Source organism: Marivita hallyeonensis, from assembly GCF_900129875.1.
In the GTDB taxonomy this organism is placed as follows: Bacteria; Pseudomonadota; Alphaproteobacteria; order Rhodobacterales; family Rhodobacteraceae; genus Marivita; species Marivita hallyeonensis.
Map to the genome: position 1 here is coordinate 720,070 of NZ_FQXC01000002.1, position 26,102 is coordinate 746,171.

Sequence of the window (26,102 nt, forward strand, 5' to 3'; positions counted from 1 at the left end):
GGTGATCCTTCAGACAAAGGCTTGTGCGATCTTGTCAGGCGTCAGGGGCATGTCAACGATCCTGACACCCAGCGCTTGCTTGATCGCGTTGCCAAGCGCCGCAGCAGTGGGTCCGGTGGCACATTCCCCGACGCCCAGCGGTGGTGCATCCTGCGCGTCCATGAGATCGACCTCAAGCGACGGGATTTCGTCGAAGCCCAACACCGGATAGGCCTCCCAATCGGGCGCGTCAAAGCCGGACTCGGTCCAGCGCAACTCTTCATGGAGCGTCCAACTGATCGACTGCAGGATACCACCCTCGATCTGGTTGCGGACGCCGTCCGGGTTGATCACCTGCCCTGCGTCAACCGCCGCCCAGGCACTGGTCACGGTCACGCGTTCATCCAGCGCCAGATCGCAGATCACAGCGCAGTACGCAGCGCTGTTCTTGTACCGTGCGAACCCCAGACCACGTCCGGTGGTCCCGTCGGAGGGCGCAGGCGGCCAGCCAGCCATGTCCGCCACCCGCTTGAGGACAGCGATGGCGCGCGGGTCGGTCAGATGGTCAAGCCGATACGCCAGCGGATCGGCCCCCGTACGCTCTGCAAGCTCGTCCATCATGCTTTCAATGGCGAAGACATTCAGGTGCGCCCCAAGAGCGCGCAGTGCCGATGTTCTGAAGGATCGCTCCTTGATCAGCGCGTAGTCCACCTGCGCCGGCACGTCGTAGATCGGCGGCGCATTGCGGCACCCTGCCCCGCCGAACGGCACCTGCCCCGGATCGGCCGTTTGCGACGGCTCTTGCGGGGATGCGACCGCCCATGCGCTGGCCAGGTTGACCCCATCGCCCCAGCCGGGTCGGGTCAGGTGTGTAAAGCCGTTGATCTTGTGTGACCAGCGATCAATGCGGCCGTTTGTATCGGTTCCCGCCGTCAGCGTGACCTGCATGGCGGGACCCGCTGGCGCGGCCTGGATTTCCTGCGCCCGGGTCCAGACAAGCCGCACTGGACGTTGCACGGCGCGGGCGATCAATGCGGCTTCGAGCGCCACATCATCAGCGCCGTTGTGACCATAACACCCCGCTCCGGGCGCGTGGATGACTCGCACGGCGTGGGCTGAAAGATCCAATGTGCGCGCGATCGCAACGCCTAAGGGAAAGACGCCCTGTGACTGAGACCAGACCGTCAGGCGTTCGTCCTTGAACTCTGCAAGCGCGCAGACAAGGCCAACCGAAGCATGTGCCAGAAATGGTCGGGTCAAGCGCAGCACCACGTCCCCGCCGTCTGATCCGCCCTCGGTCAACACCGGCTCGGGGCTGGCGTCGTAGCGATCCAAGAGGTCCGCGACCGGACTGAACAGCGGCAGCTTCGGCCCCTGCCACGATACAAGGTCTTCGGCTTTTTCTGCAGCGCGTATCGCCCATTCCTCGCGTTCAGACGTGATCGCCAGAAAGCTGCCGTCGCGGACGACGTCGCGCACACCGGGCAGGGCGCGCAAGAAGGCCTCGTCGCAATTCTCAAGGGTGCAGCCCGGTCGCGGCGGCAGAATGACCCTCGCGTGCAGCATCCCATCAAGCGCGATATCGTGGATGAAACCCGCGCCGTTGAGTTTGGCCGGCAGGTCGTCGCGGGGAACGGGCTGTCCAACAGCACGGTGATGCACGGGTGGAAGCGGTGCGATGCTGGTATCGACAGGCACGGTCAAATCAACGTCCGCGACAAGATCGCCATAGCTGACGCCACCCACCCCGTCCGTTTCGAAGACACCGTTGCGGATCACCACCGCATCCGGTGAAGTGTTCAACCGTCGTGCCGCCGCAACCCTGAACCGCTCGCGCACATCAGCGGCAATGGTGCGGACTGCGCCGCCTCCTATTTCGACCGAGATCGAGGCAGAGGTCCAAAGCTCGTCAGGTGTCAGATGCGTGTCGCCGGCGACCAGATCGACACAATCGACTGGTACACACAGCTCATCGGCGGCGATCTGCTTGAGCGCGATACCGATACCTTGACCGATCTCGACCTTGCCGGTCCGCAATTCCACGCGCGCCCCGGAGAAGGACAGCCACTTGGCCGGAACGGGATTTGAGGTGAGGCTTGGGTTGGGTTTCATACCGCCTGCCTTGCCGCCTCTATGGCGTCGAGGATGCGCCGGTGAGTGCCACAGCGGCATATATGACGTTCGGCCAGATGAGCGACGACCTCATCCGCCGACGCGGGCGGGTCGCGCTGCAGCAACGCGCGGGCCGACATCAGAATGCCGGGGATACAGTAGCCGCATTGCGCCGCCTGTGCGTCGAGGAAGGCATCAAAAACCGCATCACGGCCCGCCCCTTCGACCGTCTCGACCGAAACGCCGTTCATGCTCCACATCGGCGCCGTGCAGGCGTTCACCGGATTGCCGTCCACGATTACTGTGCAGGCGCCGCAATGGCCGCTGCCGCACCCCAGTTTTGCGCCCTTGAGCCCCAGATCGTTCCGAAGCACGAAAAGCAGGGGCGTCGCCTCATCGACATCAACCGCAACGGGCTTTCCGTTTACCTGAAACCGATGCTCCGGCATCAGTCGTCCACGCCCGCCAGAAGGCCCTGTCGTTCGGCCACGCGCATATACCAGTTCCACGTGCCGTCGGCGAACATGTCGGAGGCGAGGAACTTCTTGCAGTCGTCGATCTCTTCCTGCGGCATCAGGTGCAGATCACCCGCCGCCATCGCCATCAGTTGCACCTCCATCGCGCGGTCGAGCTCGGCTGCGGCCACGACTGCGTCACGCACATTGCGCCCTGTCACAAGAACTCCGTGGTGCTTGAGGATCAGCGCCTTGCCGTGACCCATTGCTTCGACCATTGACCCTCCCTGATTGTGAATCTCCGGGGCGTCGAAATCCTCTACGATCCCGATCTCTCCGTGCCAGCGGCCCGAATTCCGGTCGTAGGGCTGCAGGTTTGCGCCAATCGCCCCCATCGCGATGGACGCCTTCGAATGGTGGTGCAGAATGCAGGTCACATCCGGCCGTGCCCGGTAGACATCGCCGTGGCAGGCGATCGACGGGTTGATTGGGCTTTTGCCATCCACCGGTTTGGCGTCAAAGGTGCATTCGCGCAGATCGCTCAGGCGCACCTCTTCGACCGATTGACCGATCTGGTAGGTCCAGTAGGTGTCGGCGCCGGGCATCCGCGCGGTCAGATGCGCCAAGAGCCCAAGGCCCAGATTGTTCAACGCCATCGCGCGAAAGCCCAGAACCAGTTCACGCTTCAGCGCTTCGACGTCCTCGTAGTAGGTTATGGTCGATCCATCCGGCATGAATACCTCCTATCTGATGAGCCCCAGCGACAGCCAGGGAAAGGCGATGATCGCGATCAGGCAGATCGCCATGATGAGTGCAAAGGGGGCCGCGCCGAGAAAGATGTCTTTCAGGCCGATCCGGTCGTCCTGCAAGTTGGCCTTCACCACGAAGGCCGAAATACCCAAGGGCGGCGTCAAAAGCCCGATCTCGACCGCGATGATGGTGACGATGCCGAACCAGACCAGATCGGCCCCCAGCGCCAGCAGCGGCGGGGCAAAGAGCGGCACCATGATCAGCATGATCGACGTGGAGTCGAGGATCGAGCCCAGCACGAGAACGATCAACACATAGGCGATGATGATGCCGTAGAACCCAAACTCCGCCGCCGTCAGCCAGTCACCCATCGCATTCGGGAAACCGGAGAGCGCGAGCATCCGCGAATACATGGTGGCAGCGACGAAAAGGATGCAAATCGAGGCCGTGACGTGGCCGGTTTCCACAAGGATGCGCCAGAAAGACTTCAGGTCGAGCGTGCGACGGAGCAGCGCAACGAGCAGCGCTCCAAGGGCGCCTACGGCCCCGGCCTCGGTCGGCGTGAAGACACCGCCGTAAATCCCGCCGAACACCGCGCCGATCAGCACGACAACCGGCGCCATCTTGCGCGCGATATCGAGCCAGGACAGCCGAGGCGCCTCGGCCGCGGCCCCTTCTTTCGGATTGCCCAAAAAGCCTGGCGTGACACGCGCCATCACGAGGATACCCACGGCATAACACACGGCCAGCAAGAGGCCCGGGATGACACCCGCAATGAACAGATCGCCGATAGAGACCTCGACAAGGATTCCGTAGATGATGAGCAGAAGCGACGGCGGGATCAGCATTCCAAGCACGGAAGACCCCGCAACCACGCCTACCGCAAAGCGCGGATTGTAGCCTCTGTCGATCATTTGCGGAACGGCGACTTTGGTGAAGACCGCCGCCGACGCGATGGAGACACCGGTGATTGCGGCAAAGATGGCGTTGGCCCCGACTGTTGCAACGCCCAATCCGCCGCGGATCTTGCGGAACGCCTGTTCGCCCACGTCGAAGGCATCGCGTCCAATGCCTGCGCGTTCGACGAAGAGGCCCATGAGAACGAAAAGCGGGATCACGCCGAACACGTAGGACGAGATGGAGTCCTTCGCCGCCAACCCGATCAGCTTGGCCGAGATATCCGCGTTTCCCTTCATCACCCAGACGCCAAGAAACGACGTCGCTGCCAGAGCGACTGCCACATGCAGCCCCATCCAGATGAAGCCGATCATCACGAAGACCGAACCGAGGCCAACCGCCAGTTCAAAGCTCATGGCGCCGGCCTCCCGTCACGGGCCGCGTGCAGCAAATACTCAAGCGCGACGAGCGAAGCCCCGACAATGACAAGAAGGTTGATGGGCCAGACCGGAAACGTGATGTCGCCAATCGCGCCGACGAACGTCCCCTGCCGCCAAGCCTTTTCGAAGATCGGCACCGTTGCCCAAGCGATGCAAAAGAAAAGCGCCGCCCCAATGCCATTAAACAGAACCGATGTCAGCCGTCCAAAACGCGGGAAACGGCGCGCAATCAGAACAGCGAGCGCATCGGATTTGATGAAGCGGTCCGCACGCAGCGCATTTGCCAGCTGGAGGAAGACAATCCCGGTGATGGACAGCGCAACGAATTCCGGCACCGCAGGCAGCGGCGCCGAAATCGTCCATCGCAGTAAGACGTCAAGATTGATCAGCACCATCAGGCCAAGTGTCCAGATCGCACCAAGCGAGGCCAACAGCGCCGACACGAGACCGATGGCCCGGTCAACGCCCGTCAAGGGCGTCCAACGATCAGCGGTTGTGTGGTTCATCGGCTCGCCTCGCGCTGCGGTGTGGAAGGGATCACTCCCGATCCCAGTCCCGGGGTGGTTCCTGACCCGCGTCGCGGAGGGCCTGCATGAAACCTGCCAGAACCTCGCTGCCCGGCAAACCCTTTGCGTCCTGTTCGGCGGCCCATTCCTTGGGGACGTTAGGCAACGCGTTGACCCACGCCGCGCGTTCCTCGGCCGACAGCTCCGATACAGTGCCACCGTCCGCCCTGATCTTTTCGTAGGCCGCGTTGATCAACGCGTCCTGATCGGCGAAGACCGCATCGGAATAGGCCGCGGCGCCCGCGTGCAACGCCGCCTGTACTTCTTCTGGCAAGCCCTCGTACCAATCTAGGTTGGCCGACAAGGCCGCCGCGTAGGGCGCGCCGAAATCGACGATGGTCATGTTCGGTGCCACCTCGGCCAACCCGCCCGGGGCGGCGGCAGTGGCAAAGTTGATCGCGCCGTCACACACGCCTGTCTGGATCGAGTTGTAGTATTCCGTCAGGCTGGACGACACTGGCACCGCGCCGGTGCCCTTGACCCAGTTCACCGCAGGTCCCGGAGCGCAGATCTTGCGACCCTCCAGATCGGCAAGTGTGGAAATCGGGAAGGTGGTGAAGATCTGGTAGCTGTCGATCGCAAACCCACCGCCCAGATAAACCTGGTTCTGCTCTTCCCACGCCGCCTTCATGGCTGGTATCTGATCCTGCAACCGCTCAACGATCTCGGTCGTCAGACGCGGGTTCTTGGAATTGAACGGCGCGACGTAGGCGATGTTCTGCATCGGGTAAAGCGACGGGTTGAACAGCGTCGGGTTGTAGGCGATCTCGGCCAGACCGGTTCCCACCGCGTCGCTTTCACCGCCGACCTTGGCCAGCGCACCGCCATAGGCTTCGTTCCAGTCGATGGAATGATTGCCGGTCTTGGCAAGCTCTGCATCCACCGTTGGGATGAAGGTCTCCGTCAGGTTCTTGACCCAGATGAAGATCGGCGGGTGGCCCGCGACGATGGTGACATCAATCTCGTCAGCCGCGCTTTCCATCGGTGCGCTCAGGCAGAGCGCGGTCACCGCCGCAGTCGTGAGTAGTTTGTGCATGAGGTCCTCCCAGTGATGTCTCAGGCCGGCTCGGTATCGAGCCCCAATTCTTCAAGTGTCGTGGTTTTTCTTTCGAGCAGCCGTGCGATCATGTCGGCTTCCTGCCGTTCGCGCGCTTCTGCCTGGATGACGATGTCTTCCGCCTTTTCCATGGGCAAGACGACGACACCGTCCGCGTCACCGACAATCCAGTCGCCGTCGCAGACCATGACCCCACCGCATGTGATCGGCTGTCCGCGCGACCCCGGATCGCGTTTGCCGGGTCCGGGAATGGCAGTCCCGCGGGCGAAGATGGGGAACGCATCGGGGTCAATAGCCGCGGCATCGCGAACCGCGCCATCGACCACAAGACCACGATACCCGATACCGCGTGCAGCCGCCGACAACACATCGCCCCAAATGGCGATATCCGTGCGTCCTCCGGCATCGACAACGATCACGTCGCCTTTGCGATCTTCGGCAAGAAGCCTGTGCAGGGCCAGGTTGTCGCCCTCACCGACTTTGACCGTCACGGCGCGACCAACGACGCGGGACGGCAGACGCACGGGTTTGATTCCGGCCTCCATCGCGCCCGACTTGCCCGCCGCCTCGAACAGGCTGGCGGCACCAAGGCATCGAAGGCGCGCGGACAGGGTCATGCGACGCGGTTCTCGAGCACTGGCAGGCCGGTGATTTCCACGCGGACGACATCACCAGACGAGATGAACCGTCCTGTCCCCGCGCCAACACCCGGCGGCGTGCCCGTCGCGATCACGTCGCCCGGTGAGAGGCTGACCCTGCTGGACGCGAAGGCCACTAGAGTGGGGATGTCAAAGATCATGTCCGCGATGACCGCGTCCTGTCTGACCTCGCCATTGACCAGCGTGCGGATGCGCGTGCGCTTGGCCTTCAAGTCGTCGATGACATCGCCGATCGGGATGACTTCGGGTCCGATGGGCGTCGACCGTTCCAGGCATTTGCCCGAGAACCAGTCCAGATGCTCTTTGTCGCCGGCCTTTACCTTGAACAGGTTGCGGGCAGAGACATCGTTGAAGGCCGTGACCCCCGCGATGTGGTCCCACGCATCTTCCGGCGCAATCCGGTAGCCGCCCTTGCCGATGATGATCGCCAACTCGCCCTCGTAGTCGAGCTGTGTGATGTGATCCGGAAGGGAAATAGCCTCGTCACCCGAGATCATGGCCTCGCGTGACTTGAAGAAGAGGATCGGCGACTCCGGTACCGGCTGTTCGGCCTCTTTGGCGTGATCAACATAGTTCAAAGCCACACACAGGATTTTCCCGTCGGGGTCCATTGCCGGAAGCAGGTCGACCGAGGTTGCAGTGACCGGATCACCCTGCCCTGGCGCGCCCGCGTTCAGCGCATCGACCAAACGGTCACCCGACAGCGGGTGAATGCCGTCGCCATCTTTCCAACCGATCTGGTCGCCCGACCCGTTCCTGTATCTGACAAATCCCATGCCATATCTCCATAAAACACATTTTACATATAAAATGGTTTTTAATACGTCAAATGATTCTTTCTTGGATCGAAGATTGATTTCTGGAGCCCGGTCAAGGTTCAGGGCCCCGTGTCCCAGACGCATTGCACACGCCCAGCAGAATGCCTTACCGGGTCCGCGCAGCGCCTACGCGGACCCTGTCATCAGAGCATTGCCTCACTCATTCGGTCCTTTAAACCCGGCCACGCGGCCCCAGTTGCAGGGAACGTTTGTCTCTGCCGCGCCCTCACAATCGACGAGATCGAAATGCAGATCGAGATCGATGGACAGACCCGTGGGCGAACCAAGAAAAGCGATAAAATCCATCCCGTGATCCAGCCGCAGGATTTCGCCCGTCGCTTCGAAACCGACGACCCGCACCTCGTCGTAGTTCGGGATGAACTCGGGATACCGCGCATTACGCACCATTCGGAAATCCAGCGTGATGGGCGCGATGACCCCGCGCAGGTCAAGGTCCCCGTGCACCTTTCCCGAGCTGGGCGTCAGCATCTCGACCTCGGTCGACGTGAACGTGGCCGTGGGGTGGTTTTCGACGTCCAGATAGTCGGCGTTGCGAATGTGATTGTCGCGCCCGATGTGGTTGCTGTCGACCGAGGCAAGGTCAACTGTGAAGGTGATCTGGCTGTTCGCGGGTTCTTCCTCGTCGATCAGAAATGTGCCGTCATAGGACCGAAACTGCCCGACAGTCCGGCTTAGCCCCATATGGTCGATTTCCCAGCCGACATAGGCATGCCCCAGATCGAGCGTCCATTGCTTCGGTTCTGCTGAAGCCATCGTTGTGATTGCGGCCAGTGCGGCGAGAGTGGGTGCGAGAGTTTTCATGTGGTGATCCTTTCTGACTGGATCCAACGTATATCGATGCAAGAATCGCAAAAGGACTATCGACTTTGCATCATAAGCATGCACAAATCGCAGGCATGGATGTTGACGCATTGAAAACAGCGGCATTGGTCGCGCAGCACGGCAGTTTCACGGCCGCGGCGCGGGTCATCGATGTGGACGCCTCGACCGTGTCGCGCACAGTCGCGTCAGTCGAAAACAAGATCGGACTTCGCCTTTTCCAGCGCAACGCACGGTCGCTGACGCTGACCGAGGAAGGCGCGGCCTACCTGTCGCGCGTCGGCCCGCTGCTTCTTGAACTGGATCACGCCGCCGACGAGGCCCGCCAATTGCGCGAGCTTCCGTCCGGCACCCTGCGCATGACGGCCTCTGTGGCCTTTGCCTACGAGGTGATCGTTCCGCACCTGGCTGCGTTCCGCGATCTCTACCCGAAAATCATTGTCGAATTGCTGCCGACCGACGCCACTGTCGACATTCTGGCGGAGAAGATCGACCTCGCCATCCGGCTTGCCAGCGCGCCGGAAGGTGACGTGATCAGCACAAAGCTGATGTCCACACGCTACCGCGTCTGCGCATCACCTGATTACCTCGACCGCACCGGCGCGATAGACCATCCCACCGATCTTCAGACCCATGATTGCCTGCGCTTCGCCCTGCCGGAGTTTCGCAGCACGTGGAAATTCCGTCGCGGGACAGACGACATCGCCGTGCCTGTCGGGGGCACCCTGCTCATCTCCAATGCGCTTGGCCTCAGACGCGCCGCCCGCGATGGCCTTGGCCCGGTGCTTCTCGGAGATTGGCTGGTGAAAGACGACCTCGCACAAGGGCGTCTTGTCGACCTCTTCCCCGACTGGGAGTGCAGCGCGACCACCTTCGACACAGGTGCATGGGCGCTCTACCCAAGCCGAGAGTTCCTGCCCCGCAAGGTTCGGGCAATGATCGACTTTCTGAAACCCAGACTGCGAACAGCAGGTCGCTGACAGAAAGATCCGCATGCGTTCGGCGCAGGACACGTAATGGGTAGTTGCGGCCTGCAGCGAGGAAAACGCCTCACTTACTCAACGCGCCCTTCAAAGCCGGATAGAGGGCGGTGTAGCGCGCGTAGATCTCTTCATAGGCCGCGACCGCTTTCGGATTGGGGTCGATCACGCGGCCCGGTTTGACCATTGCGGCGATACCGTCGTCGATGGTGTCGAAATGGCCAACCCCGTGGGCGGCGAGGATGGCGGAGCCGAGTGATGGACCGTCGGTCGAAGCCGGAATCCGCACCGGGATACCGGCGGTGTCGGCGTGGATCTGCATGAAGAGGTCAGAATTGGTGGCACCACCCCCGGCGATCATTTCGCTGCCTTCGTAACCGCCTTTGGCAAAGGCATCGAGGATGGCGCGGGTGCCCATGGAGATCCCCTCCATGATCGCGCGGAAGACGTGATGCGGTTCATGCGCCAGCGTCAGACCGGTGATGGCCCCGCGGGACAGCGCGTCGGTATAGGGCGTTCGGTTGCCCTGAAAGTGGTCCTGCACGATCAGGCCATCCGATCCGGGCGGCAGAGCCGCGGCCCTGCGGTTCATCTCGTCGAAATCGAAGTCGCCGCCCACGAAGCGCCGCAACCAGTTGATGATCGACCCGGTGGAGGTTTGCCCGCCTTCGATGATGTAGCGATCGGGGTAGACGATGTCGGCATAGGCACCCCACATCCCCGGCGCGTGGAACGGTTTCTCCGTCACTCCGAACTGCAGATGTGACGACCCGGTGATCAAGCAAAGCTGCCCCGGCTGTGCCACGCCCAAGCCGATCATGCCAATCAGGGCATCCGCTCCGCCTTGCACAAGCTTCGTCTTAGTGGTCAGGCCCAGCGCGTCGGCGGCCTCTTTTGTGAGCGGACCGACAACTTCGCCCGGTGCGGCGACCCGAGAAGGCCATTTTTCGACCAGATCGCCCATGCCAAGCGCCGACACAAGGCTCTCTGCCCAGCCGCCATCGCGGTTCGCATAGTGCCAGCGAAGGCCGACGTTGTTCAGCGACGCGCAGCGTTCCCCGGTCAGGCGCAGCGTCAGGTAGTCCTGATATTCGCAGATGGTTGTCGCTGCATCGTAGACGTCGGGTTCGTTGCGTTTGATCCAGAGCGCTTTCGGGATCATCCATTCGGCGGATACCGGCCCCGCCCCGTCTGAGTTCAGCTTCAGCCGCGCATCTCCGGTCGCCAAGACGGCCTCGGCTTCCTGATCGGCGCGCACGTCCATCCACATGATCGCGGGCCGAAGAGGTCGCCCGTTGGCGTCAAGAGCAACCACCGTGCAGCAGGTCGTGGCATAGGCCATCGCCTCGATCTGGTCCCCGGACAGCCCGGCTTCGGCCAGACAGGCACGTGTGGCCTTGCACAGGCACGCCCACCAATCCTCCGGGTTTTGCTCGGCGCGGGCGCCGGGGGAGAACGTCGTCTCATAAGGTTCGGCATGCGAGGCCAGGCACGTGCCGCTCAGGTCATAAATCCGTGCGCGCAGGCTCTCGGTGCCGCCGTCCGCAGTGAGAAAATACGCCATACTCCCCTCCTCCGTTTCGCGTTGTCTCAGGGTCTTGCGATGATACCCGCCACTGCGTCGACCGCATCCCAGTGCGGCATATGCCCGGCATCGACCATATGGCACGCCACATGCGGGGGCAGATTGAACACGTGATCGCGCGGAATGATCGTGTCATGCAGGCCAAAGATCGCGCTGACCGGAACTTGTCCCGCCAATGCTGCGAGTGGTGCGATTGTGTCGATGCGCTGGGTGTTGTCACGCACCATGTCATCGGCGAGCGCCTTGAGCCGCCCTGACTGCAGCTCCTCCGCCATCGCGGACAGCGCCTGCCAGTCAAGAGCCGCCGCTTTCGGACCGAGAAGGCGCATCAGATGCGCCAGTTCCCCCGGCCCGGGCGCGTGCGTCATGCCGCTTGTGAACCGTCCGTTCATGTCCAGGCCGCATCCGGCCGGCGCGATGAGGGTCAAGAGGGCCACCTTGGATGGCAATGCGACCGCCGCCTTCACCGCAACGTGGGCACCGAGGGAATGACCGACAAGGTGAACCGGTGTCGGTTGGGCGGCCAACTCCGCAACAAGCCAATCGACGAGAGATTCCACATCCGTCGCGTCATTTGTGTTCGCGCCGTGACCCGGCAGGTCGGGTGCCGTCGCTTTGACACCGGATCGCTGCAGCCGCGCGCGCAGTGCCGCCCAGTTTGAGCCAAGTCCAGCGAAGCCGTGCACGAAATAGACAGGGCGTGTCGTGTCACCATTGGCGACCGGCCTCGGTGTCCGTACGTCCGACAGAAGCGCACGCACGTCGTCCGCCTCGATCCGACCGCGCCGTCCTGTGCCGGTCACCGTGTCCAGCGAGATCTCGTTTTGCTCCGCGATCCGGCGCGCCAGAGGCGTCGCACGGGTTAGCGAGGTGTCAGAACGTGCCGCTTGCGCGACCGGCGACGGACGTGTGTCTTCTGCTGCGTCCGGTTCTGGCCCTGCGGTGTCCGGCTCTTCGATACCGTCCCAAGCGTCGGCTGTTTCGATCACCGCGATCGGTGTGCCGACATCCACCACATCCCCGGGCGCGACCAGCGTCTCGACCAGCGTACCTGCGCCAAGGGCCGGATATTCCACCATGGTCTTGTCGGTTTCCACTTCCAAAAGCGGATCGCCCCGCTTGAACGCCTGTCCGGGTTGGACCAGCCATTCGGCGATGGTGCCCTCCTCCATCGTTTCGCCAAGGCGCGGCATCGGCAATGTGAGCTTTGTCACCGTGCTCATGCAAACATCTTTCGGGCAGTCTCGACAATCAGATCCGGTGTCGGGACGGAGTTCTGTTCCAACAGGGGTGATACGGATATCGGGATATCCTCACCGGCCACTCGGACGACCGGATCCTCAAGGAAATCAAAGCACTCTTCGGTGATCCGCGCCGCCAGCTCCGCGGCGACGCCACCCGTCATGACACCCTCCGACACCACCATCGCGCGTCCAGCTTGCTCGACCAGCGGGCGGATCGTGTCGAAATCGAGCGGATTCAGAGTGCGCAGATCCACGACGGCAGCCTCAATCCCGTGCTTGGACGCCATCTCTTCCGCCGCTGCCAGCGCATGATGGACTTGCCGCGAATAGGTGACGATCACCAAATCCTTACCCTCGCGCAGCACCTTGGCGCGCCCCCATTCGGCAGGCTCGACATCCGGGTCAAGCACGCCTTTCATGGTGTAGAGGCCCTTGTGCTCGATGAACACGACCGGATCGGGTTGCTGCAGCGCCTGGCGCAGCAGGTGATAGGCGTCCTCCACCGTGGCAGGCATGGCAAGGCGAAGGCCTGGGGTGTGCATCACGTACCCTTCAAGGCTCTGACTGTGCTGGGCGCCTGCGGATCGCCCAGTGCCGCCTTGCGTGCGCAGAACCATCGGAACTCCGATCTGACCGCCGAACATGTAACGAATCTTGGCCGCCTGATTGGCAAGCTGGTCCATCGTCATGCCGATGAAATCGACATACATCAGTTCGGCCACCGGCCTCAGCCCGGTCATCGCGGCCCCGACCGCCGCCCCAACGATGGCAGCTTCGGAGATCGGTGTGTCGATGACACGCTCCGGTCCGAACTCGCTGATCAGGTTCTTCGTGACACCGTAGGCGCCGCCGTACCGGCCCACCTCTTCTCCCATGACGATCACGCTGTCGTCGGCGGTCATCGCCTCGCTCAGGGCCAGCTTCAGCGCATCACGGTACGTGGTTTCTTGCATCGCCATGACGGTCACCCCTGCGCCAGCACGCGGTCCAGTCGGACGCGTACAGGTTCGGGTTCGGGCTGCGACGGGTCGTAGACATCGCGGAACATCGACGCCATCTGTGGCTCTTCCCCGGCGACTGCAAAATCAATCGAGCCATCCATTTCTTTCGCGACAGTCGCGTCCAACGCGTCAAGGTCAGCCTCAGTCATCAACCCGGCTTCGATCAGCTTTTCGCGGGCGCGCAGGACCGGGTCTTTCTTGCGCCCCTCGTCCTCTTCCGCCTCGGCGCGATAAGGGGATTTGTCCTTCCGCGCATGGCCATAGAAGCGGTAACAATCCACGGCCAGGAATGCGGGCGTGCCCGCGCGGGCCCCGTCCATCAATTCCGTTGCCGCTTCGGCCACGTCTTCGACGTCAAGCCCATCGACCGTACGCGCCGCAAGGCCAAACGCCTCCGCGCGTTCGTGCAGGTTCGGGTTGGCGGTCGCCTGATCGATGCGGGTGCCCATGCCGTACTGGTTGTTGATGCAGACAAACATCACCGGCAGCTTCCACAGTGCGGCCATGTTCATGCTCTCGTAGAGGATGCCCTGCCCGGTCGCGCCGTCGCCGAAGAACGCAACGGACACAGCGCCGCTTTTCTGATGTCGCGCCGATAGCCCCGCACCGACGACCGCCGGAATTCCACCACCAACGATGGCGTTCGCGCCCAGATGGCCAAGTCCCATATCGGCGATGTGCATGGACCCGCCCTTGCCGTGGCAATAGCCGCAGTCCTTGCCTGCGATTTCAGCCATCATCCGGTTGGGATCGGCCCCGCGCGCAAGAAAAATTCCATGCCCCCGGTGGTGTGTCGTGAACGTGTCGCCGTCCTGCATCGCTGCACACACACCAACAGCCGCGCTTTCTTCGCCAATAGACAAGTGCAGCATTGACCCTGCGGATTGCCCCCGCACGAAGAGCTCGCCTACGCGTTCTTCGAACGTGCGAACCCGGCGCATGTCTTCATAGAGCTTTGGCAGCGTTGAGTTTTTCATGTGTTTTCCAAGACCCCAGTCAGATCAACCCGTATTGCCGGGCCTTGTTGCGCAGGAACGGTAGTCCGTTTTCCATCACTTCAGCCTCACCCGAGGCAACGGGACGCCAGACGGACAGGCCCACGGCGATCTCTGGCGGCATGTTGATGAAACTTTCCATCGCCAGACCACCTTTGAACCCGACCGCTCGCAGCGCACCGAAGATTTCGTCCCAGGCAATGGTGCCTGCGCCCGGCGTGCCCCGGTCGGATTCGGACAGGTGGATGTAGCGCAGATGGTCGCGCGCATCGATGATGCCCTGCGCGACGCCCTTCTCTTCGATATTCATGTGGTAGGTGTCCAGATGGACAAACATATTGTCCGCGCCGATCCGCTCGATCATGTCGACCGCCTGCCACCCGGTGTTGAGCAAATGCGTTTCGTACCGGTTGACCGGCTCGATCCCGAACAAAAGCCCAAGCGATTTTGCGTGTCTTGCAGCGCGTGTCAGCGCGTCTGCCACGTTGTCGAGTTCGGCCTGCGACGGCGGCTGACCCGAGCGTTCGCCGATCCCGCCATAGACCACGCCGGACAGTGCCTCGGCTCCGATTGCGGCACATTTGTCCAACGCAACTTTCAGAAATTCCACCGCGCCATCCGGGTTGCGCGAGGCCCAGACTGCTTCCGGCAGACCAAGCGAGCACACGGCCCGCATTTCCGCCGCTTCAAGCACGGACCGGCTGTGATCGGCATCGACGCTGGGCGGGTCGAGCAGCGCGATTTCCAGGAAATCCATGCCATAGGATTTCGCTTTCGCGACCGCCGTTTCGCACCCGGCCCTGTCCCACGACATGGTCCACATGCTGGTATGAACGCCGAACCCTTCCATCACGCGCCTCCATTCTCTTCAGCGGCCAGCAATGCATTGGCCAAACCTTCGTCCACGAGGAGTTTTTTCACGTATCCGGCACGCAGCACGGCCAATGTCGCGGCAAGTTTGCCTGAGCCACCGGCAAGAAGGACAGTATCCATATCGGCCATGTCGGATGGTTGCACGCAAGGTGTGGACCGGTTCAATTCGATATCCGCGACCGTACCGTCGGCCCTATAGAATACGCCGCAACAGTCCCCGACCACGTCTGCATCACGGAGTTGCTGGATTTGATCCGCGCTGAAGATGTCGCTGTCGAACAGGATTGCACCTTCCTGGCATTCTCCAACGCTCATGAACGCATGATCCGCGCGGCGGGCGACACCGATTGCCTCCCGGACAAGCCGCTGTGACATGATCCTCTCACAAGCCTCCGCGTTGTCGGCCACAAAGGGCGCGGGTAGCAGAATGGCCTGCCCGCCGGTTTGCGCGGCAAGGCGGACGCACACGTCGCCGGGCGCAGTGTGCGACGCGTAAGTCACCGACCCCATGAGCGACACGAAGGTCAGGCCACTGTTGCGGACGCCCGTCAGGTTGTCGGCCATGGCAGAGAGCGTCCGCCCCCAACCCACGCCAACGGTCACCGGCGCATCTGATCCAGCGATGCGCGCAAGATAGCCGCTTGCCAGAATCGCCACGGCATTGCGGGCCAAAACGTCATCGCCTGCGGTATCGCCCACGGGCGCGACCTGCACCTCCTGCAATCCGAACAGGCTGACCAGACGATCTGCCAAGGCCAACGTACGTGCCGTACGGTGTTCGACGGCAATCCGTACAAGTCCCTGTTCACGCGCATCGGCCAACATGCGCAGCACTTTGAACCGCGAAATACCCAGTCTTTTACTGACGTCCTGCTGGCTCAGATTGCCCACGTAGTAGAGCCACGCCGCCTGCGCGATATCGTTGTCAGCCTGACGTTTCTGCATCAGCATGACGCGACAAACTCCTCCCAGCGGCCTGCGACAAAATGGCTTGACCGAGGCTTTTCTGATTATATAGTCACAAACGTGCAGTCAATGCACAAGTGTTACAAGACCGCTGCAAGGCTGGGCTTCAACCGGCCGGAAACGACGGTCGACGTTACGATTTCATCCGGTGTGGCGGTACCTCTGCCAGACCGGGAAACGACCCGCAAAGACGGGCATAGGGAGGAAGATTTGATGAAGACCAAGCTCAAAATGCTGACCGCTGCAGCGCTGGCGTCAACGGCGCTCGTTGGCACGCAAGCCGCGGCCGAAGCGCATTCCAAGAACATCGCAACCGTCGTGAAGATCGCAGGCATCCAGTGGTTCAACCGCATGGAAGAAGGCGTCAACAAGTTCGCCGAAGAGACTGGGATGAACGCGTTCCAGGTCGGCCCGGCACAAGCTGATCCGCAGCAGCAGGTTGCGCTGATCGAAGACATGATTGCGCAGGGCGTCGATGCTCTGGCCGTGGTTCCGATGTCACCAGAAGCCCTAGAGCCGGTACTCGGTCGCGCCATGGAAGCGGGCATCGCCGTCATCACGCACGAAGCGGCTGCGCAACAGAACACAGCCTATGACCTCGAAGCATTCGTGAACGAGGACTTCGGCGCAAACCTCATGGAACAGCTTGCCACCTGTATGGGCGGTGAAGGCGAATACGCCGTGTTCGTCGGCTCGCTGACGTCGCAGACGCACAATCAGTGGGTCGATGGCGCGATTGCCCATCAGGAAGCCAACTATCCGAACATGACGCTGGTTGGCGACAAGAACGAAACCTTTGACGACGCAGAACAGGCCTACACCAAGGCACAAGAGGTTCTGCGCGCCTTCCCGAACATCAAGGGCATGCAGGGATCGGCTTCGACCGACGTCGCCGGCATCGGTCGCGCGATCGAAGAGCGTGGCATGGAGGACGCCACCTGCGTCTTCGGCACCTCCCTGCCCTCGATTGCCGGCCAGTACCTTGAGACCGGCGCGGTCGACGGTATCGGCTTCTGGGATCCAGCGGTCGCAGGCGAAGCGATGAACAAGCTCGCCGTCATGGTGATGAACGGTGAAGAAGTCACCGACGGTATGGACCTTGGCCTGCCGGGCTACGAAAGCATCTCACTCGATGGCAAGGTCATCTATGGCCAAGCCTGGGTGAACGTGAACGCGGACAACATGGCCGATTATCCGTTCTGATCCGTTGCAGCACAGAGGGGCGGCTTTCACGCCGCCCCATTTTGTCGAAAATCACTGAATTCAAGTTGGTTGTTCATGTCCTCAGACCATGACACCGCGTTTATCGACCTGCGCGCGATCACCAAACGGTACGCGGGGGTGACCGCGCTGGACTCTGTCGATTTCACCGTCCAGCCCGGCGAGGCCGTCTGCCTTGCGGGCGAAAACGGATCCGGGAAATCGACCCTCATCAAGATCATCTCGGGTGTGGAGCCCGCCACCGAGGGCACCGTGCGCATCGCGGGGAAAGAGCGCCCCTATTTGAACCCGCGCATCTCTGCTGCCGCCGGGGTCATGGTGATCTTTCAGGATTTTTCACTCTTCCCGAACCTGAGCGTGGCCGAGAACATCGCCTTTGCGACGCAGTTGTCGACCCATGAACGGTTCTTCAAATCGCGCGCCACGCGCGAGATCGCGCGCAAGGCGCTGGACCGGATCGGCGTCGAGATTGATCTCGACGCCCGGGTCGAGACGCTTCCCGTCGCGCAGAAACAGTTGGTCGCGATCTGCCGCGCGCTGGCCTCGCAGGCGCAGCTCATCATCATGGACGAACCCACCACCGCGTTGACCGAAAAAGAAGTGCGCCGCCTGCAGGGCATTATCCGCATGCTCAAGGACGAAGGCGTGGCGGTGATCTTTGTCAGCCACAAGCTCGCTGAAGTGCTTGAAGTTTCTGAAAAAGTGGTCGTTCTGCGCAACGGCAAGAAGGTGGCCGAGGGTCCGGCGACCGATTTCGATACGCAATCGCTGACCTACCACATGACTGGCCGTGATGTGCCGGAGGTTCCACCAAGCGAGGTCATGGCTGGCGCCGAAACGCTGATGCATGTCGAAAGTCTCACGAAGGAAGGGTCGTTCGCGGACATAAGTTTCGATCTGAAAACCGGCGAGGTCCTTGGCATCACCGGTCTTCTGGGGAGCGGGCGCACATCCGTTGCCAAGGCGCTGTTCGGCTTGGTCGCGCCAGATGCGGGCAGCATCACCGTCGAAGGCAAGCCCGTGCCGACCGGTGACCCGCAAGCGGCCTCTATGGCGCGGATCGGCTACGTACCCGAAGATCGTCTGACCGAGGGCCTGTTCCTCAGCCAGTCCATCCTGCGAAACGTGGCGATTGGACGGCTCGACGCGCATACAAGCGGCGGTTTCCTGAATATGGCTGGTCTTGTGGACGAGGCATCCGATTGGTTGAAGCGACTCAAGGTGAAGGCGCCGGATGTTGAGGCTCCCGTCCAGTCCCTGTCCGGCGGCAATCAGCAACGCGTGGCATTGGCCCGGTGGCTGTCGCGTGCGCCCCGCGTGCTCGTGCTGAACGGCCCCAGCGTCGGCGTTGACGTGGGGTCCAAGGCCGACATTCACGATATCATCCGCGATCTTGCATCGCAGGGTATCGGGATCATCGTGATCTCGGATGACTTGCCGGAATTGCTGGCCACCTGTCATCGCATTCTCGTCATGCGCGACGGACGCATCATAGATGAGCTGGACGGCCGCTCTGTCACCGAAGACGACCTTGCGCACAGGCTGGCCTCATGACCGGTTGGCTGCCCAAGGATTTCTGGACCCGCAACGAGACACTGGTGGCCGGTGTCATTGCGCTTTTCTGCATCATTGCAACGCTCTCTGACCCGCGTTTCTTCACCATCACGACGGTATCCGACCTGCTGCGCGCGTCGATCGTGATCGGCATTCTGGCCGTGGGCGCGATGCTGGTGCTGGTGTCGGGCGGGATAGACGTGAGTTTCACCGCGATTGCCGTCTTTGCGATGTATTCCTCGACAGTGCTGTTTCTCGCGATCTGGCCAGACGCGCCGTGGCCGCTGATCTTTGCGGTGTCTGTGGCGTTCGGCGCGTTTCTGGGGGCGTTCAACGGGTTTTTCATAGCGTTTCTGGGTCTGCCTACCCTCATCGTCACGCTTGGGACGTTGTCGATCTTCCGGGGGTTCCTGCTCACCTTCATCGGATCGCAGCGCATCTCGGACTTGCCGCCCGACATGCGCGATTTCTCGCGCGGGGTGCTGGCGCGGGGTACGACCGAAGCGGGCAACTTCTATTCGATCCCCTGGGCCGCTCTGGCGCTTGTGTTCGTGATCGTGCTGACGTGGTTCATTCTCAAGAAAACCATGCTGGGCCGGTCGATCTATGCCATCGGGGGCTCGGTCGAAAGCGCGCGGCGGATCGGGATCAATGTCAAATGGACCCAGTTCTTTGTCTACGTCTATGTCGGCGCCTTGGCTGGTCTCGCAGGCATCATCCATGGTTCGGTCGGGCGCATGGCGGACCCGTTTTCGCTTGTCGGGTTGGAACTGTCGGTGATCGCCGCCGTCGTTCTGGGTGGCGCACGCCTGATCGGAGGGTACGGTACGCTGACCGGCACACTTCTGGGCGTGGCACTTATTGTGATCGTCCAAAACAGCCTGATCGTCGTTGGGATTCCCACCACATGGCAATCGGTGACTATCGGCATCCTGATCCTCTTGGGCACGGGCGTTCCGGCCTACCGGGCCAAGCGGGCCGCGGCGCGCGCGGGGTAAGACACACATGACAGACCACGCCTCCACAAAAACCATCACCTCAGCACCGGAATTCCGCTTGCTCATCATCGCCGTCTTTGTCTTCGGCCTGATGTCAGTGCTGTCGCCTGACCGGTTCCTGTCGGCGCAGAACCTGACCTCCATGGCGTTTCAGTTCCCGGAATTCGCCATCCTCGCGCTGGCCATGACCATCACCATGTTAACCGGCGGGATCGACCTTTCGGTCGTTGGTGTGGCGAACCTGTCCGCCGTGGTGGCCGCGATCATCCTGACCCAATTCGCCGACCCCGCGATGCCAGCGTCGCAATCGGTGATCTGGCTGAGCTTCGCCATTGCCGCGGCGCTTTGCATCGGGGCATTGGCCGGGTTGGTGAACGGCTGCCTTGTCGCGTTCTTCGGCTTGCCACCAATCCTGGCCACACTCGGTTCGGGCCTGGTCTTTACAGGTTTCGCCATCGCCATGACCGGCGGCAGCGCCGTGATGGGGTTCCCGGATACGGTGGCGGTGATCGGCAATGCGCAGGTTCTCGGCATCCCGGTGCCGCTCATCCTCTTCGCGCTTCTGGCCATTGTGCTGCACCTGATCCTGACGCGGACCGCTTTTGGCCTGCGGGTCACCATGTTCGGGGCGAACCCGCTTGCTGCGCTTTACGCGGCCATCGACATCAACCGGATGCTGATCAAGGTTTACGTCATCGCAGGGCTGTTCTCGTCCGTTGCCGGGCTGATCATCATGAGCCGCGCGAACTCTGCCAAGGCCGATTACGGATCATCCTATCTGCTGCTCGCCGTGTTGATTGCCGTTCTGGGTGGCGTGAATCCCTATGGCGGCTACGGGCGGGTGATCGGCGTGGTGCTCGCGGTGCTGTCGATGCAGTTCCTGTCGAGCGGCCTAAACATGCTGCAGGTGTCCAACTTCGCGCGAGAGCTGATCTGGGGAGCATTGCTCATCCTTGTCATGGTGATCAACACCCACGCCGTCACCGCCCTGCGCGGCAGTTTTGCGAAAACACCGAAATGAAGACCGCATCCTGATCGAGGGGAGGACAAGATGAAGAAGATACTCAACAAACCCGAAGACTACGTGGATGAGATGCTCGCGGGGCTGACTGCCGCGCATCCTGAATACTACCGTCTGCACGGCGACAGCGGCAAGGTCGTGGCGCGGGCCAAGACCGGCAAAGACGGTAAGGTCGGGATCGTGACCGGCGGCGGATCAGGCCATCTACCCGTGTTCACCGGCTACGTGGGCGAAGGGCTTCTTGATGCCTGCGCTATCGGTGACGTGTTCGCCTCCCCTTCTGCCGAACAGATGGCAGACGCCATTCGCGCCGCCGACAGCGGTGCAGGCGTGTTGCGGCTTTACGGCAATTACGGCGGCGACGTGATGAACTTCGACATGGCCGGAGAACTGGTCGAGTTCGAGGATATCACCTGCACCACGGTGCTTCTGGCCGACGATGTCGCCTCCGCCCCGCCGGAGGAAGCCGAGAAGCGCCGGGGCGTTGCGGGTATGGTCTACGCGTTCAAGATGGCAGGCGCTGCCGCCGAAGAAGGCCGCGACCTTGAGGGCGTGACCACCGTCGCCCAGAAAGCCGCTGACGCCTGCCGCTCCATCGGCGCGGCGCTCTCGCCCTGCACGGTGCCGCAAGCAGGCAAACCGACCTTCGAGATCGCCGAAGACGAGATGGAAATGGGCATGGGCATCCATGGCGAACCCGGCGTCTGGCGCGGAACGCTGCAGACGGCGGATGAGATCGCGGGAGAGATGATGGATCGCCTGCTGGCCGACATGCCTTTGGCAAGCGGTGACCGCGTGTCTGTCATGGTCAACTCGCTGGGTGCGACCCCACCGGAAGAGCTCTACATCCTCTACCGCATCGTCAAAACCCGGCTCGAAGACGCGGGCGCGACCATCGTTATGCCACTTGTGGGCCGCTATGCCACCTCCATGGAAATGGCGGGCGTGTCCTTTACGCTGTGCAAGCTGGATGACGAGTTGGAGAAGCTGCTGAACGCGCCGTGCGATTGCGCTTTCTGGAGGGTCGGATGACCATCACCCGCGACACGCTTCTAGCCGCCATCGACCGCATCGCGGCGGCCATGGAGCGCGACTTCGACATGCTCAACGCCGCCGACGGCGCGCTTGGAGATGGCGATCTCGGTGTCACCATGACCCGTGGTATGCGCGCTATCCTGGCGATGAAGGACGATCTTCCCGACGATGTCGGCATGGCGCTGTTCCAATGTGCGCAGGCGTTCACCAAATCGTCCGGGTCCTCCTACGGGACGCTAATGGCGACTGGGCTGATGAGCGCCGCCAAAACCTTGCGGGGCCAAGAGGCAATTGATCACGCCGCCGTACCAGATCTCATTGCAGGCGCGCGGGACAAGATGAAAGAGCGCGGTAAGGCCGAACTTGGCGGCAAAACCGTGCTGGACAGTCTCGACTACGTTGCGAAAGCCACAGAAGGAGCCGACGACATGTCCACCGCCGCAGCCGACGCCGTGGACAAGGCACTCGATGACTTCCGCGACAAACCCGCCACCGTCGGCCGCGCGCGAATCTTCGGTGAGAAAAGCGTCGGAATGGACGATCCGGGGATGTTGGCGATGCAGCGCGTGGTCAAGGCAGCGGTGGACAGGTAGATGCGTTCCATCACGAGAAGAACAGCCGACAAAGCCAGTCTTCAGAACAGCGGTCCGTACTTCCAGTTGTCGGCGTCCGGTGTCACCGCATCAAGATCGTAATCCGCGCCCTGCAGCCGCTTTGCGATCTCCAGCCCGTCTTTGGCAGCCTGATCGACATATTCGCGCCCAAGCGTTTCGTCCTGCGCAACGCCATGACCACGCATGAGGTCCAGACCGTAGTTGAACTTGCCGACGGGATCGCCCGCCTCAGCCGCCCGGCGGTCCCATTCTGCTGACGCATCAGGATTGTATTCGCCGCCCAAGCCGTTGTTCTCAAGCTGGCTCATCCAGGTCATCGCCTTTGTGTACCCCGCTTCTGCGCAACGTTGTGTCAACTCTCGGGCCAGTTCGAAGTTGTCATTCTTCGTGACGTTGATCCCAAGCGAACAGGTGATGGAGTCAATCACACCCATCTCGATCTTGCGCGTGAGCATCTCGCGCCCAGTGTCTTGCGGGTTCAGGATCCCGAGGTCGTCTTCAACCGTGGCGGGAGGATCCGCAAAGGCTACGCTGGCGATCATAGTGACTGACATAGCTACAAAAAGGTTGGTCATATCGGTGCCTCCGCACGGCTACTCTACCAGCGCGCCTTTCACGGGTCACCATGACCAAGGTCGCAGACGAGTGTCCCAATCGTGCCGCGCTTCAGTTCTCTATACCAATGGGTCCTCACCACCGTAATGCCGATCCGGGTAATCCGCATGCAGTGCCTGATCCGCTTCGGAAAACCGCGGTCGGGCGAAATTGTGCTGGTGCCAGTAAGGATAGATCAACGGCAGGCGGCTGACATCGTTCAGGCGGGTCAGTTCCTCGTCCGAGAGTTTCAGATCGACCGCTCGGAAATTGCGCTCGAACTGGTCCGGAACGCGACCGCCGACCACCAGGGAGGCCACCGCCGGTCGCGTCAACAACCATGCCAAGGCGACCTGCGCCGCTTCGACGTCATGCGCTTCACCGATTTCGACCAAAACATCCACGATATCCCACAACCGATCCATGTCGCGGATCGGCGGTTCGTCCCATCCCGCCGCTTGCCGCGACCCTTCGGCCGGACCGGAGTCGCGCCGGTGTTTGCCGGAGAGTAATCCCGCGGCCAGCGGGGACCAGACCTGCACGCCCAGCCCTTGATCAACGGAAAGTGGCAGCAATTCGTATTCCGCCTCGCGTGCCTCGATGGTGTAATGGATCTGCTGCGAAACGAAACGGCTCGCATGGCTGGGCGCGGCGGCGAGGGACTTCATGATCTGCCACGCCGAGTAGTTGGAACACCCAACATAGCGCACCTTGCCCTGCTGGATCAGCGTATCGAGCGCCGCCAGTTTCTCCTCGACCGGAGTCAGACCATCCCATTCGTGCATGTAATAGAGGTCAATGTGGTCAGTGCGCAGCCGCTTGAGCGATCGCTCACATTCGCGGATCAGATGCCAGCGCGACACGCCCTCGTCATTTGGCCCCTCCCCGATCGGCATGCGCGCCTTCGACGTCACCATGATGTCGTCATACCGGCCTTCCAGCACTTCGCCGAGGATCTCTTCCGACAAGCCGGTGGAGTACATGTTGGCGGTGTCGAACATGTTCACGCCATGGTCGATGCAGGTGTCCACCAGCCGCCGCGCCTCGTCCACTCCCTGACTGGCGGTGCGCCCGAACGCCCCGCGTCCGCCAAAGGTGAACGTGCCCATGGTGATGACCGAGATCTTCAGCCCGGTGCGACCCAAAGTGCGATATTCCATGATCTCCCCCCTAGTCCGTGGTCTCGCCGGTGTGACGCGGCCCGTAAGACTGAAACGCGTCCATCACCTCTGCAATCTCGTCATCACTCAGGATGTGCGGCGCGCCGCCGATGCTGCTGAAAAGATAGGTGCGTGCCAGCGTCTCCAATTCCTCAAGACGCCACCGCGCCTTCTCGACAGTCTCGCCCAGCACCGTGGCCCCGTGATTGGCCATCAGACAGCCGTGCCGATCCTGCATGATCTCGGCCATGTTTGCACAAAGTTCGGGACTGCCAAAGAGCGCATAGTCCGCAAGGGGCACATCATTCCCGCCAAACGCCGCGATCATGTAATGGCACGCCGGGATCTTGCGCCGTTGCACTGCCAGGACGCTGCAATAGGGCGGGTGTGCGTGCAGAACCACGGGCATGTCGGGGCGCGCGCGGTGCATGCCCTGGTGAAACGGCCACTCGGTCGACGGCTTGGGTCCAGTCTCCGATGGCGGTTCGTCGAGTGGGATCGTCACCAGTGACGCGGGCGTCAATTCTTCATACGGCACGCCTGACGGGGTGATCAGGATGCCCCTGTCGATCCGGGCCGAAATATTGCCGGAAGTGCCCTGATTGAGATGCCGATCGTTCATCCACAGGCACGCGTCAATCAGGGTCTGACGCGTTTCGGTATTGTCCGGCAAAGGGGCGGCGGGCGTCATGCCGCCAAGTCCATCAAATCTTCGGCGACACTGGTGCTGGTCGCGAGATGCGTCACAAACCCGCCAAGCAGTGCGGCTCGGGCTGACCGGGCGCGCCCGGGACCCGCCGCCACGAGAAGCGCCATATCCTTGCCTTTCATCTGGTCGAGCGACACGCCGATCATCCGCTCTTCCACCTCGGCCACGACAGGTTGCCCGGCGCCATCGATCAGCCGCGCGCAGATCACACCTTCCGCGCCTTTCTCGCGATACGCCGCAATGTCGTCCGGGCTGAGAATACCGCTACGAACGACGTGCGCGTCAGCATCACAGGTCCCACAGGCCAATACGGTCTTGTTGCAGGTCGCCAAAGCTTCAAGCTGTGCCTTGACGACCGGTTCCTCGCACAGCGCGTCGCGCAGTTCTTTGTTCGACAGGATCAGCGGCACGTGCAGGTTGATGCATTGCCCACCCAGTTTTTGCGCCAGCATCGCCGTGCAGGCCTCTGCCGCGAACCCAAGCGCGGCCGGGCGCGAGCCGAGCAGTTGGATCACCGTTAGATCGGGCACGAGATGCTGCGGCACCTGTTGCGCCATCTGGTAGACCGTCGCTCCCCAGGACACGCCCAGCCGATCCCCCGGTTCCAGCAACCGTGGCAACCAATCCGCCGCCGCGCGCGTGACGCGACCGGCGCCGTCGGGATCCTCGGGGTTGTCGGGCACGACCAATGCCTCGGTCAGCCCGTAGGTGGTGCAGAGCTCTGCCGCCAGCCGGTGTCCCCGGAACACATCGCTGTCCAGATGCACCCGCACCCAGCCGCGTGCGCGGGCCTCGTTCAGGTAATTCACCACCGACGCCCGACTGATCCGCATACGGGCGGCGATGTCGTTCTGGTTCAGCCCGTCGTGGTAATAGAGCCAGGCTGCCTCGATGAAGGGCGTGTCGTCACGAACGGGCAAACGGGTCGCGTCGACGACACCGCGTGGTTTGGCCAATGAAGGTGCCGGGGCCGCCATGC

The 26,102-nt window shown here is 62.1% G+C and carries 26 protein-coding genes; 7 read left to right on the top strand and 19 right to left on the bottom strand.

The window, feature by feature from the left end; all coding sequences use genetic code 11:
* Positions 1-9 precede the first annotated feature (9 nt).
* From BUA42_RS09220 to BUA42_RS09260, 9 genes are all read right to left on the bottom strand, one after another.
* Entirely contained in the window at positions 10-2,091 is a 2,082-nt protein-coding gene (locus BUA42_RS09220) for a xanthine dehydrogenase family protein molybdopterin-binding subunit (protein WP_072777382.1), read from the bottom strand.
* Positions 2,088-2,540, bottom strand: coding sequence for a (2Fe-2S)-binding protein (locus tag BUA42_RS09225; RefSeq protein WP_072777383.1), 453 nt, complete (start codon positions 2,538-2,540; stop codon positions 2,088-2,090). The genes BUA42_RS09220 and BUA42_RS09225 overlap by 4 nt, the downstream gene beginning before the upstream one ends.
* Entirely contained in the window at positions 2,540-3,280 is a 741-nt protein-coding gene (locus tag BUA42_RS09230) for a class II aldolase/adducin family protein (protein WP_072777384.1), read from the bottom strand. The genes BUA42_RS09225 and BUA42_RS09230 overlap by 1 nt, the downstream gene beginning before the upstream one ends.
* 9 nt (positions 3,281-3,289) lie before the next feature.
* Positions 3,290-4,609: a TRAP transporter large permease gene (locus BUA42_RS09235; protein ID WP_072777385.1), complete on the bottom strand. Its 1,320-nt coding sequence runs from the start codon at positions 4,607-4,609 to the stop codon at positions 3,290-3,292.
* Positions 4,606-5,139, bottom strand: a complete 534-nt coding sequence (locus BUA42_RS09240; RefSeq protein WP_072777386.1) for a TRAP transporter small permease subunit — start codon at positions 5,137-5,139, stop codon at positions 4,606-4,608. Before BUA42_RS09240 ends, BUA42_RS09235 begins: the two co-directional genes overlap by 4 nt.
* A gap of 31 nt (positions 5,140-5,170) precedes the next feature.
* On the bottom strand, positions 5,171-6,235 hold the full coding sequence (locus tag BUA42_RS09245; protein WP_072777387.1) for a C4-dicarboxylate TRAP transporter substrate-binding protein: 1,065 nt from the start codon (positions 6,233-6,235) through the stop codon (positions 5,171-5,173).
* Positions 6,236-6,255: 20 nt separating this feature from the next.
* Complete coding sequence (locus BUA42_RS09250) at positions 6,256-6,873, bottom strand: RraA family protein (RefSeq protein WP_072777388.1); 618 nt, start codon at positions 6,871-6,873, stop codon at positions 6,256-6,258.
* Positions 6,870-7,691: a fumarylacetoacetate hydrolase family protein gene (locus tag BUA42_RS09255; protein ID WP_072777389.1), complete on the bottom strand. Its 822-nt coding sequence runs from the start codon at positions 7,689-7,691 to the stop codon at positions 6,870-6,872. The genes BUA42_RS09250 and BUA42_RS09255 overlap by 4 nt, the downstream gene beginning before the upstream one ends.
* Positions 7,692-7,889: 198 nt before the next feature.
* Positions 7,890-8,555, bottom strand: coding sequence for a YceI family protein (locus BUA42_RS09260; protein ID WP_072777390.1), 666 nt, complete (start codon positions 8,553-8,555; stop codon positions 7,890-7,892).
* A 95-nt stretch (positions 8,556-8,650) separates the two neighbouring features.
* Between BUA42_RS09260 and BUA42_RS09265 the strand changes: the two genes are divergently transcribed.
* On the top strand, positions 8,651-9,553 hold the full coding sequence (locus tag BUA42_RS09265) for a LysR family transcriptional regulator (protein ID WP_072777391.1): 903 nt from the start codon (positions 8,651-8,653) through the stop codon (positions 9,551-9,553).
* A 70-nt stretch (positions 9,554-9,623) separates the two neighbouring features.
* Here BUA42_RS09265 and BUA42_RS09270 read toward each other — a convergent pair whose 3' ends face one another.
* Genes BUA42_RS09270 through BUA42_RS09295 form a run of 6 tightly spaced genes read right to left on the bottom strand, consistent with a single transcriptional unit; the run spans position 9,624 to position 16,202 of the window.
* On the bottom strand, positions 9,624-11,117 hold the full coding sequence (locus BUA42_RS09270; protein WP_072777392.1) for an FGGY-family carbohydrate kinase: 1,494 nt from the start codon (positions 11,115-11,117) through the stop codon (positions 9,624-9,626).
* 26 nt (positions 11,118-11,143) lie between these two features.
* Complete coding sequence (locus tag BUA42_RS09275; protein ID WP_084066178.1) at positions 11,144-12,361, bottom strand: acetoin dehydrogenase dihydrolipoyllysine-residue acetyltransferase subunit; 1,218 nt, start codon at positions 12,359-12,361, stop codon at positions 11,144-11,146.
* Positions 12,358-13,341 (bottom strand): alpha-ketoacid dehydrogenase subunit beta, encoded by a 984-nt coding sequence (locus BUA42_RS09280; protein WP_218588622.1) that lies wholly within the window; start codon positions 13,339-13,341, stop codon positions 12,358-12,360. Before BUA42_RS09280 ends, BUA42_RS09275 begins: the two co-directional genes overlap by 4 nt.
* A gap of 5 nt (positions 13,342-13,346) precedes the next feature.
* Entirely contained in the window at positions 13,347-14,360 is a 1,014-nt protein-coding gene (locus BUA42_RS09285; RefSeq protein ID WP_072777393.1) for a thiamine pyrophosphate-dependent dehydrogenase E1 component subunit alpha, read from the bottom strand.
* Between the two features lie 19 nt (positions 14,361-14,379).
* Positions 14,380-15,192 (bottom strand): sugar phosphate isomerase/epimerase family protein, encoded by an 813-nt coding sequence (locus BUA42_RS09290; protein ID WP_245818984.1) that lies wholly within the window; start codon positions 15,190-15,192, stop codon positions 14,380-14,382.
* Positions 15,193-15,227: 35 nt separating this feature from the next.
* The gene (locus BUA42_RS09295; RefSeq protein WP_072777395.1) at positions 15,228-16,202 is read right to left on the bottom strand and encodes a sugar-binding transcriptional regulator; all 975 of its coding nucleotides are present in this window, start codon (positions 16,200-16,202) and stop codon (positions 15,228-15,230) included.
* A gap of 228 nt (positions 16,203-16,430) precedes the next feature.
* Between BUA42_RS09295 and BUA42_RS09300 the strand changes: the two genes are divergently transcribed.
* The 6 genes from BUA42_RS09300 to BUA42_RS09325 all read left to right on the top strand — a co-directional run bounded on the left by BUA42_RS09300 (position 16,431) and on the right by BUA42_RS09325 (position 22,639).
* The gene (locus BUA42_RS09300; RefSeq protein ID WP_072777515.1) at positions 16,431-17,420 is read left to right on the top strand and encodes an autoinducer 2 ABC transporter substrate-binding protein; all 990 of its coding nucleotides are present in this window, start codon (positions 16,431-16,433) and stop codon (positions 17,418-17,420) included.
* A 75-nt stretch (positions 17,421-17,495) separates the two neighbouring features.
* The gene (locus tag BUA42_RS09305; protein WP_072777396.1) at positions 17,496-18,992 is read left to right on the top strand and encodes a sugar ABC transporter ATP-binding protein; all 1,497 of its coding nucleotides are present in this window, start codon (positions 17,496-17,498) and stop codon (positions 18,990-18,992) included.
* Positions 18,989-19,990, top strand: coding sequence for an ABC transporter permease (locus BUA42_RS09310; protein ID WP_072777397.1), 1,002 nt, complete (start codon positions 18,989-18,991; stop codon positions 19,988-19,990). Before BUA42_RS09305 ends, BUA42_RS09310 begins: the two co-directional genes overlap by 4 nt.
* A gap of 7 nt (positions 19,991-19,997) precedes the next feature.
* Positions 19,998-21,011, top strand: coding sequence for an ABC transporter permease (locus BUA42_RS09315; RefSeq protein WP_072777398.1), 1,014 nt, complete (start codon positions 19,998-20,000; stop codon positions 21,009-21,011).
* A 30-nt stretch (positions 21,012-21,041) separates the two neighbouring features.
* On the top strand, positions 21,042-22,043 hold the full coding sequence (locus BUA42_RS09320; RefSeq protein ID WP_072777399.1) for a dihydroxyacetone kinase subunit DhaK: 1,002 nt from the start codon (positions 21,042-21,044) through the stop codon (positions 22,041-22,043).
* The gene (locus BUA42_RS09325; protein WP_072777400.1) at positions 22,040-22,639 is read left to right on the top strand and encodes a dihydroxyacetone kinase subunit L; all 600 of its coding nucleotides are present in this window, start codon (positions 22,040-22,042) and stop codon (positions 22,637-22,639) included. The genes BUA42_RS09320 and BUA42_RS09325 overlap by 4 nt, the downstream gene beginning before the upstream one ends.
* Before the next feature lie 41 nt (positions 22,640-22,680).
* On the opposite strand, the gene BUA42_RS09330 is transcribed toward BUA42_RS09325, so the two are convergent.
* From BUA42_RS09330 to BUA42_RS09345, 4 genes are all read right to left on the bottom strand, one after another.
* Complete coding sequence (locus tag BUA42_RS09330) at positions 22,681-23,235, bottom strand: tetratricopeptide repeat protein (protein WP_143152656.1); 555 nt, start codon at positions 23,233-23,235, stop codon at positions 22,681-22,683.
* A 99-nt stretch (positions 23,236-23,334) separates the two neighbouring features.
* A complete protein-coding gene (locus BUA42_RS09335; protein WP_072777401.1) occupies positions 23,335-24,414 on the bottom strand; it encodes an aldo/keto reductase in 1,080 nt (359 codons plus the stop codon).
* Between the two features lie 10 nt (positions 24,415-24,424).
* Positions 24,425-25,105: a class II aldolase/adducin family protein gene (locus BUA42_RS09340; protein WP_072777402.1), complete on the bottom strand. Its 681-nt coding sequence runs from the start codon at positions 25,103-25,105 to the stop codon at positions 24,425-24,427.
* Entirely contained in the window at positions 25,102-26,100 is a 999-nt protein-coding gene (locus BUA42_RS09345) for a sugar-binding transcriptional regulator (protein WP_072777403.1), read from the bottom strand. Before BUA42_RS09345 ends, BUA42_RS09340 begins: the two co-directional genes overlap by 4 nt.
* Between the last annotated feature and the right edge of the window lie 2 nt (positions 26,101-26,102).